The organism is Pseudomonas edaphica, from assembly GCF_005863185.1.
Classification (GTDB): domain Bacteria; phylum Pseudomonadota; class Gammaproteobacteria; order Pseudomonadales; family Pseudomonadaceae; genus Aquipseudomonas; species Aquipseudomonas edaphica.
The window spans coordinates 1-7,178 of the sequence record NZ_VBVZ01000311.1; the positions used below are offsets into that span (position 1 = coordinate 1).

Annotated in this window: 6 protein-coding genes; all 6 read right to left on the minus strand. The window is 63.7% G+C overall.

Annotated elements, in window-relative coordinates; genetic code table 11:
- Window positions 1-136 precede the first annotated feature (136 nt).
- Genes FEM54_RS19645 through FEM54_RS19670 form a run of 6 tightly spaced genes read right to left on the minus strand, consistent with a single transcriptional unit; the run spans window position 137 to window position 6,979 of the window.
- Window positions 137-1,777: a BatD family protein gene (locus FEM54_RS19645; RefSeq protein ID WP_099549321.1), complete on the minus strand. Its 1,641-nt coding sequence runs from the start codon at window positions 1,775-1,777 to the stop codon at window positions 137-139.
- Window positions 1,774-3,513 carry a tetratricopeptide repeat protein gene (locus FEM54_RS19650; protein WP_138452569.1) on the minus strand — a complete coding sequence of 580 codons (1,740 nt, stop codon included), beginning with the start codon at window positions 3,511-3,513 and terminating at the stop codon, window positions 1,774-1,776. The genes FEM54_RS19645 and FEM54_RS19650 overlap by 4 nt, the downstream gene beginning before the upstream one ends.
- On the minus strand, window positions 3,510-4,598 hold the full coding sequence (locus FEM54_RS19655; RefSeq protein ID WP_138452571.1) for a vWA domain-containing protein: 1,089 nt from the start codon (window positions 4,596-4,598) through the stop codon (window positions 3,510-3,512). Before FEM54_RS19655 ends, FEM54_RS19650 begins: the two co-directional genes overlap by 4 nt.
- Complete coding sequence (locus FEM54_RS19660) at window positions 4,591-5,085, minus strand: DUF4381 domain-containing protein (RefSeq protein WP_017136650.1); 495 nt, start codon at window positions 5,083-5,085, stop codon at window positions 4,591-4,593. The genes FEM54_RS19655 and FEM54_RS19660 overlap by 8 nt, the downstream gene beginning before the upstream one ends.
- Window positions 5,082-6,014: a DUF58 domain-containing protein gene (locus tag FEM54_RS19665; protein WP_017136649.1), complete on the minus strand. Its 933-nt coding sequence runs from the start codon at window positions 6,012-6,014 to the stop codon at window positions 5,082-5,084. Before FEM54_RS19665 ends, FEM54_RS19660 begins: the two co-directional genes overlap by 4 nt.
- A gap of 5 nt (window positions 6,015-6,019) precedes the next feature.
- Window positions 6,020-6,979 (minus strand): AAA family ATPase, encoded by a 960-nt coding sequence (locus tag FEM54_RS19670; protein WP_003174327.1) that lies wholly within the window; start codon window positions 6,977-6,979, stop codon window positions 6,020-6,022.
- Window positions 6,980-7,178: the final 199 nt, after the last annotated feature.

The window sequence follows — 7,178 nt, forward strand, 5'->3', positions numbered from 1 at the left end:
GCAGTGCCTTTACTGGGGCCGCTTCGCGGCCCAACGCAGGACAAGCCTGCTCGCCACAGGAGAAAGCGGCATACCTATGGCCATCGCAGGCAAGCCAGCTCCCACATGGGTTTTGTGCTGTCAGGTAGAGAGAGATTTACTTGGGATACAACGGCGGCAAGCTGGTGGTGTCCGTTGCCGGGTCTTGCGCACGCTCGACCATCGGAATTGCTTTGACCGCACGCCATAAATCTTCACCCAGCCAGTATTGGCCGCTCTCGCTGTACAGCGCGCCGTTCAACCCATCCAAGGCATCCGACAGCGGCACGAACCGCGCCGCCATGTCGGCCAGGGTTTCCGGCTGTTGCCGCGCCCAGGCATCCAGTGCCTGGCGCGTGGCTTGCGGGTCGTTGGCCTGGGTGGCGCGCTTGAGGTCGTCCAACAGCGAGCGCGGGCTCGGGCCGGTTTGTACGGCGCGTTGCACGGCGGGTTGGCGACGTGCGCGCCACCACAGGCCGAAACCCAACAGCGTGGTGCAGGCAAGTATCAAGGTGCTCAGTTGCCACAGCCACAGGCGGCTATCGTCCGGTGCGGTAATGACCGTTGGCGTGGCGGGCGTGTCCACCACCAGGCTTGGGTTGGTCGCCACTTGCAGCGTGCGCGCGGGCAGGCTGGTGCGTTCCAGGTGATCTTCGTGGGTGTTCCACCACACCACTTCCACGGCGGGCAACTCCACGGCACCGGCGCGGGTGGGCACCAGGGCTTCGCGGTCCTCACGGCTGCCGATCAGGCCACGGTCGCTGTTTTGGTTGCCGAGCACCGGCTGGTCCGGGTAGCGGCGCAGGCCATTGATGTCGCTGCTGGGCAGGGCCGGCAACTGGGCGCTGGACAGGCCTTCGGCCTTGACCGTGAGGCTGCGGGTCAGGGAGTCGCCCACTTGAACGTGATCAGGCTCGGGGTTCCAGACTTCGCTCAGGGTCAAGCTGCGCGCGGGCAGCCAGGCGGCGTCGGCGGGGTAGAACTCCGGCTTGGGCTTGACGGTCAGCGGCAATTGGGCAGAGCTTACGTGAATCAACTTGCCCGGTTTGGTGCCCTGCAGCGTGTTCTCTTGGGGCGGGCGCGATTCCACCAAGGTGGCGCTGAAAGTCTGCGCCGGAATCACCAAGGCACCGCTGTGCTGCGGGTAAATCGCATAGCGGGTTTCGATTACGCCGTGGCGAATGCTGTTGATGACCTTCTCGTAAGTGCGCGACTCGCCCAATTGTTCAATGCGCGCATCGGGGATTTGCAACGGCGTGAGGCTGCTGTCGTCATACAGCGACACCGAGTGGTACACGCGCACGGTCAACAGCACCTGGGCCTGAACGTACACACTGCTCTGGTCCAGATTGGCTTCGATAAACACCGGGGCCAGTTCGGCACTGGTGTTCTGGCTGGCGGTTTCCAGCACTTGCAGGCTGATCGGCTGGGTCTTGAGTTCGCCCACTTGCAGCGGCGGAATCACCACGGTGCCGTTTTCCTTGGGCAGCAATGTGATGATCCAGCGCGTGGTGGCGTGGTTATCGCCGCCCAAGGTAGTCAGCTGGTTGATCTGGCGCGTGCCGCTGACTTCAAACTGCGCATCCAGGGGTGACAAGTCGGGTTTGCCGAACTGGGTGACGTCGCTGGATTCCACTGTCAACTCCACCGTTTCCCCGGAATTGACGCGGCTGCGGTCGACACTCGCCACCAGGTTGGCCGCCTGGGCGTGGCTTGCCGACAGGGCGAGCAGGAGCAGAAGGGTGGTGCGGCGGCTCATCGAGTCTTGTCCTGATGTTGTTGCTGTTCGTACCAGAATTTACGTCGCAGCAGTTCGCCGGGGTTGTCCGGGATCTGCTGCAGCCATTGCTCCAGCGCCTGGCGGTGCTCGCCATCGAGGCTGGCATCGGCGGGGCGCAAGGGCGGGGTGGTGGTGTGTTCGTCCCCTAGCTCGCTGCCCGGTACGTCGTTGCCGCCGGCTTTGGGCGTGGCGCCCGTCTGGTTATCGCCGGCACTGGCCTGGCCTTGGCCTTGGGGTGATTGCTCGCCCCCCGTGGCACTTTGGCCGCTGCTGCCCGGTTGCGCAGTTTGGCCGGGTTGGGTGGTTTCGTCATCCTCATTTTTGACAGGCTTGGCCGGCTCGGGCTGGGCCTTTTCCTGGATCAGTGTTTCGACCAGCGCTTTGTTTTTCAGCGCCGGTTGCAGGTCGGGCTGGGCTTCCAGTGCTTGCTCATAAGCGTCGATGGCGGCTTCCAGTTCGCCGGATTTGGCCAGCGCATTCCCGCGATTGTAGTGGGAATACGCGTCATTGCCTTGGGCAAAACGCTTGATCGCCTCGGCGTAGTTGCCCGCCTCATACAGTGCCACGCCTTGCCATTGCGGGTCTTCGAAGTGTGTGGCGGCCTCGTTGGGGCGTTGTTTCTTCAGCAGATATTGGCCTTGCTGGTCGGGTCGCAGCCACAGGTCCTGAAGTTCAAAGGCATAGCTGGGCTGCGGCGCACCGAGTAACAGTAACGGCACGCAGAACAGCCAGCCGCGACGCCCGGCGCAGGCGGCGAGCAACAATAACGGTAGCAGCAGCCAGTAACCCTGGTCGGCCCAGGTGTCGAGGTGCAGCAGTTGGCCGTCGTTGCGCAGGGCCTGCGGGCCATCGAGCAGGTTGAGCTGGCGCAGGTCTTTGTCATCCAGGCGCGCGGCGCGGTAGCGGCCGCCCATTTCACTGGCAAACGCCTTTAGCGTCGGGCCGTCCAGGCGCGGCACCAGAATGGCGCCCTGGTCATCTTTAAGGAATTCACCGCTTTCCTGGGTCACCGGCGTGCCTTCGCGGCTGCCGATGCCGAGGATCGACAAGCTGGGGGCCTGGGCGCTCTGCAACTGCAGGCGAATGCCTTGACGCTCCTGTTTCGACAGCGACGAGCCGACCAGCAACAGGCGCCCCTGGCCGAGACCGGCTTGCTTGAGCAAACCCAGGGCTTTTTCCACCGCCAGATCGGCGCGATGGCCGGGCTCGGGCATGATCGAGGGGCGCAGGGCTTCGAGCAAGTTGCGGCTGGTGGCCAGATCATCCGACAGCGGCACCAGCGTATGGGCGCTGCCGGCATACACGACGATGGCGGTGGGCGCGTTGTCGCGTGCCTGCAGCAAGTCATAGAGCTTGCGCCGCGCCTGTTCCAAACGATTGGGCGGGCTGTCGGTGGCGAGCATTTCCGGGGTCAGCTCCAACAGCACCACCACCGGGTCGGCCGGTTTCTGGCTGTTCTGTTCAACCCTTTGCCAACTGGGGCCAAGCAATGCCAGCACGGCCAGCAGCCAGGCGATGCCCAACACCACCCAGGGCGATTTACTTTCGCGGCCATTGCCGCCACTGAGCAGCACCGCATGAAACGCTGGCGGCAAAATCATTTGCCAACGCCCGGCGCGCTTTTGTCGGTGCCACAGCTGCCACAGCAGCCAGCCGAGCAACGGCAGCAGCAACAACCACCAAGGGCGAAACCAGTGTGGCCACAGGTCGATCATCGACGCCTCCGCAAGCGCAGGCGTTTAAGGCGTTGGCGCCATTGCGGGTGCTGTTGCAGGAAAATGCCCTTGGTCGAGAGTTTGTTGAAGGTGCGTTGCAAGGGGTTATTGGGCCAGCGTTCTTGAACCACCAGCAACATGCTCAGGATCAACGCCAGCGCCAGCGGTGCGCTGTACAGCGCCTGGGCCGGGCGTGCCTGGGTCGGCTGTTGCGCGACGGGCTCAAGCTGGTCCAGGGTTTGTTTGATTTTTTGCAGCTCGTCGCCGTCGCGGGCGCGGAAGTAGCGGCCACCGGTGGCGTCCGCGATGGCCTTCAAGGCCGGTTCATCCAGGTCCAGGCTCGGGTTGACGCCCAGGATGCCCAACGAACCGGTTTGCTCCGGGTCGGCGCCGATGCCGATCGGGTAGATTTTCACGCCTTCTTCGGCCGCCAGGCGTGCGGCGGTCAGCGGGTCGATCTGCCCGGCATTGTTGGCGCCATCGGTGACCAGGATCAGCACACGGCTTTGCGCCGGGCGCTGGCGCAGGCGTTTCAAGGCCAGGCCAATCGCATCGCCGATGGCGGTGTTTTTGCCGGCGATGCCGATACGTGCTTCATCCAACCAGGTGCGCACGGTGCGCCGGTCGAAGGTCAGCGGGGCTTGCAGGTAAGCCTGGCTGCCAAACAGGATCAGGCCCACGCGGTCGCCTTCACGGCTTTCCAGGAAGTCGCCGAGCAAATGCTGCACCAGGCTCAGGCGGCTGACGTCATCGGCCTGCCAGTGCATGTCAGGGAAATCCATGGAGCCGGACACATCCACGGCCACCAGCAAGTCACGGCCGCTGGCGGCAATGGGCAGCGGTTCGCCAAGCCATTCCGGGCGCGCGGCGGCGGTCAGCAGCAGCAGCCACAGCACCACGAACGGCGCTTGCTGGCGCCAGCCGGGCAGGTTGACCCGCGCACGGCGGCGCGCCAGGCCCTCAAGGTCGGCCAGGTAGCTGACCTTCAGCGCGGGTTCGCCGCTGTCGGCCACTGGCAGGATGAAGCGCATCAACCACGGCAAGGGCAACAGGGCGAAGATCCACGGCCAGGCGAACTCAAACATGTTTGCGAATCCAGGTATCGACCGCTTGGGTCAGGCCGGCGATGGCCTTGTCGTCGAGTTTGCATTCGGGTTTGTAGGCGCCTTCGACCAACACCATCCAGCGTGTAAGCCCGGCGGCCGGGCAACGGTTGTCGAGGAACGCCAGCCATTTGCGCCCGTTTAATGTGTGGCTCTGGCTGTAGGGGTAGTCGTTGCGGCACAGGCGCTTGAGCAGGCCATTGAGCTGCTGCAGCCAGGCACCGGCGGGCGCGCCGTCGTAGGGTTTGGGCATCAGCGCAAGTTCGGCCAGGGCGGCGATGCGCAGCGGGTCCAGCGGTTGTTCGGCGCGGGCCACGGGGCGTCGGGTGGGCAGGAAACGGCGCAACCACCATAGGCCCCAGCCCAGCAGCGGGATCACCAGCAGCAACAGCCACCAACCCGGCGCAGGCGGCCAGAACCCGATGGCCGGCGGGGCGATCAGTGGCTGCAGTTGGTCCAGGCTGCTCATTGCTTTTTAACCGGGCGTTGCGGGTTGAGGTATTCGCGCAATTGCTCGACCATCTCGCTTTGGGTGCTCAGGGGCATCAATAGAATGCGCAGCTTCTGTGCCAGCAGTTCCCAACGTGCAATGCGTTCCTCAGCCTGGGCTTTATAGGCCTGGCGCAAATCGAAATTCAGCGTGTCCAGTTCCAATTGCGCGCCACGTTCAGCGAAACGCAGCAGCCCGGCGGCGGGCAGGGCGTGGTCCAGTGGGTCGGAGATCGGCAACAATAACAGGTCGCAATGGCGTGACAGCAGGCTCAGCTGTTGCTCGGCGCCTTCGGTCAACGCGCGCTCATCGCAGATCACAATCACCAGGCTGCCCGGGCGCAACACTTCGCGGCCACGGCGCAGCGCCATGCCCAACGCGTCGGCTTCGGGGCGGCTTTCGGTATTCAGGCTCTGGTTCACGCGCACCAGGCGGTTAAGCAATTGCAGCAGGCTTTGTTTACTGCGCCGGGGCTTGATTTCGTAGTGCTCGCTGTCGCCGAAGACCAACCCGCCGACGCGGTCGTTGTGCCCCAGCGCGGCCCAGCCGATCAAGCTGGCGGCTTGGGCGGCGAGTACCGATTTGAACATTTGCCCGGAGCCGAAGAACAGCCGACAGCTTTGCTCAACCATGATGAAAATCGGCCGTTCACGTTCTTCATGAAATAGCTTGGTGTGCGGCTCCTGGGTGCGGGCCGTCACGCGCCAGTCGATGGTGCGCACATCGTCGCCAGCCTGGTACACGCGAACTTGGTCGAAGTCGACACCGCGCCCACGCAGCTTGGAGTGGTGCAGGCCAATCAGCGGGCTGCGCTGGCTTGGCGTGGAAAACAGCTGCACTTCGCGCACGCGGTGGCGCATCTCAATCAATTCGCTGAGCGTGACGCGGATTCCATCGCCGGCATTCATGGGGTTCAAGCGACGGCAACGACGTCGAGAATGCGTTGCACCACGCGGTCCTGGTCAATGCCGGCCGCTTCGGCCTCGAACGACAGGATGATGCGGTGACGCAGCACATCAAACAGTACTGCCTGGATATCTTCCGGGCTGACAAAGTCGCGCCCGGCCAGCCACGCATGGGCGCGGGCGCAGCGGTCGAGGGCGATGGAGCCGCGCGGGCTGGCGCCATAGGCGATCCACTCGGCCATTTCAGGATCGAACTTGGCCGGGGTGCGCGTGGCCATGACCAGTTGCACCAGGTATTCCTCCACCGCATCGGCCATGTACAGGCCGAGGATTTCCTTGCGCGCGGCAAAAATCGCCTGCTGGCTCACGCGGCGCTCGGGCTTGGTTTCGCCATTGAGCGCCTCGCCACGGGCTTGCTGCAGGATGCGTCGTTCGACCGCCGCGTCCGGGAAACCGATTTTGACGTGCATCAAGAAGCGATCGAGCTGGGCCTCGGGCAGCGGGTAAGTGCCTTCCTGCTCAATGGGGTTTTGCGTGGCCATGACCAAAAACAGCGGCGACAGGTCGTAGGTGCTGCGACCCACACTGACCTGGCGCTCGGCCATGGCTTCGAGCAATGCCGACTGCACCTTGGCTGGCGCGCGGTTGATTTCGTCCGCCAGTACCAGGTTGTGAAAGATCGGGCCTTGCTGGAACACGAAGCTGCCGGTTTCCGGGCGATAGATCTCGGTGCCGGTGATGTCGGCCGGCAACAGGTCGGGGGTGAACTGGATACGATGGAACTGCGCTTCAATGCCTTCGGCCAGCTCTTTGATGGCCTTGGTCTTGGCCAGGCCCGGTGCGCCTTCTACCAGCATATGGCCGTCGGCGAGCAGGGCGATCAGCAAGCGATCGATGAGTTTTTCCTGGCCGAGAATCTGCGTAGAAAGAAAGGTTCGCAGCGCAAGCAGCGCTTCACGATGTTCCATCGATGACGGTTCCTGGAGAGATGAGCCCCAACGTCGAAAAAAACCGCCGGGCCTGGGGCGTCTACTTTAATGCATCGCAGGGTATAGCGACTAACGGCGCGGCGGGTATTTTTAGCAAAACTTGTAGGATTTTTGTGTGGAAAGCACAAATTCCACTGAGGGTCGCTCGGCCCCTGTGGGAGCTGGCTTGCCTGCGATG